1 pseudogene is annotated in these 281 nt (G+C 60.9%); it reads left to right on the top strand.

Features of this window, described 5'->3' with window-relative positions:
- Positions 1-281: pseudogene (locus AB9K35_RS02090) on the top strand (FMN-binding glutamate synthase family protein); the annotation flags it as partial.

The following is a 281-nucleotide window of genomic DNA, read 5'->3' as shown; positions in this document are numbered from 1 at the left end:
GTGCCGTTCTCTCGCGAGGCAAGGGCACTGGTGTATCAGCGCGCTAAAGGCGTCGAAGACAAGCGGCCTTTCGGCACCACCGAGAATGTCTATGGCTCCGGCTATGGCTGGATCACTCACTCGGCCGCTCCGGTCGATATTGAAGATAGCGATTTCCGTGTCACCATCGGCGGCCCCGATTGCCGCCAGCCCTATTCGGCGTCCCTGTTCAACATCTCGGCGATGAGCTTCGGATCCCTGTCGAAGAACGCGATCCTGGCGCTGAACACCGGCGCCAGGAA

Source organism: Leisingera sp. XS_AS12, assembly GCF_041224635.1.
Taxonomy (GTDB): domain Bacteria; phylum Pseudomonadota; class Alphaproteobacteria; order Rhodobacterales; family Rhodobacteraceae; genus Leisingera.
Note: the sequence above shows the minus strand (reverse complement) of the source record. Positions and strands in the feature narration are given on the sequence as shown.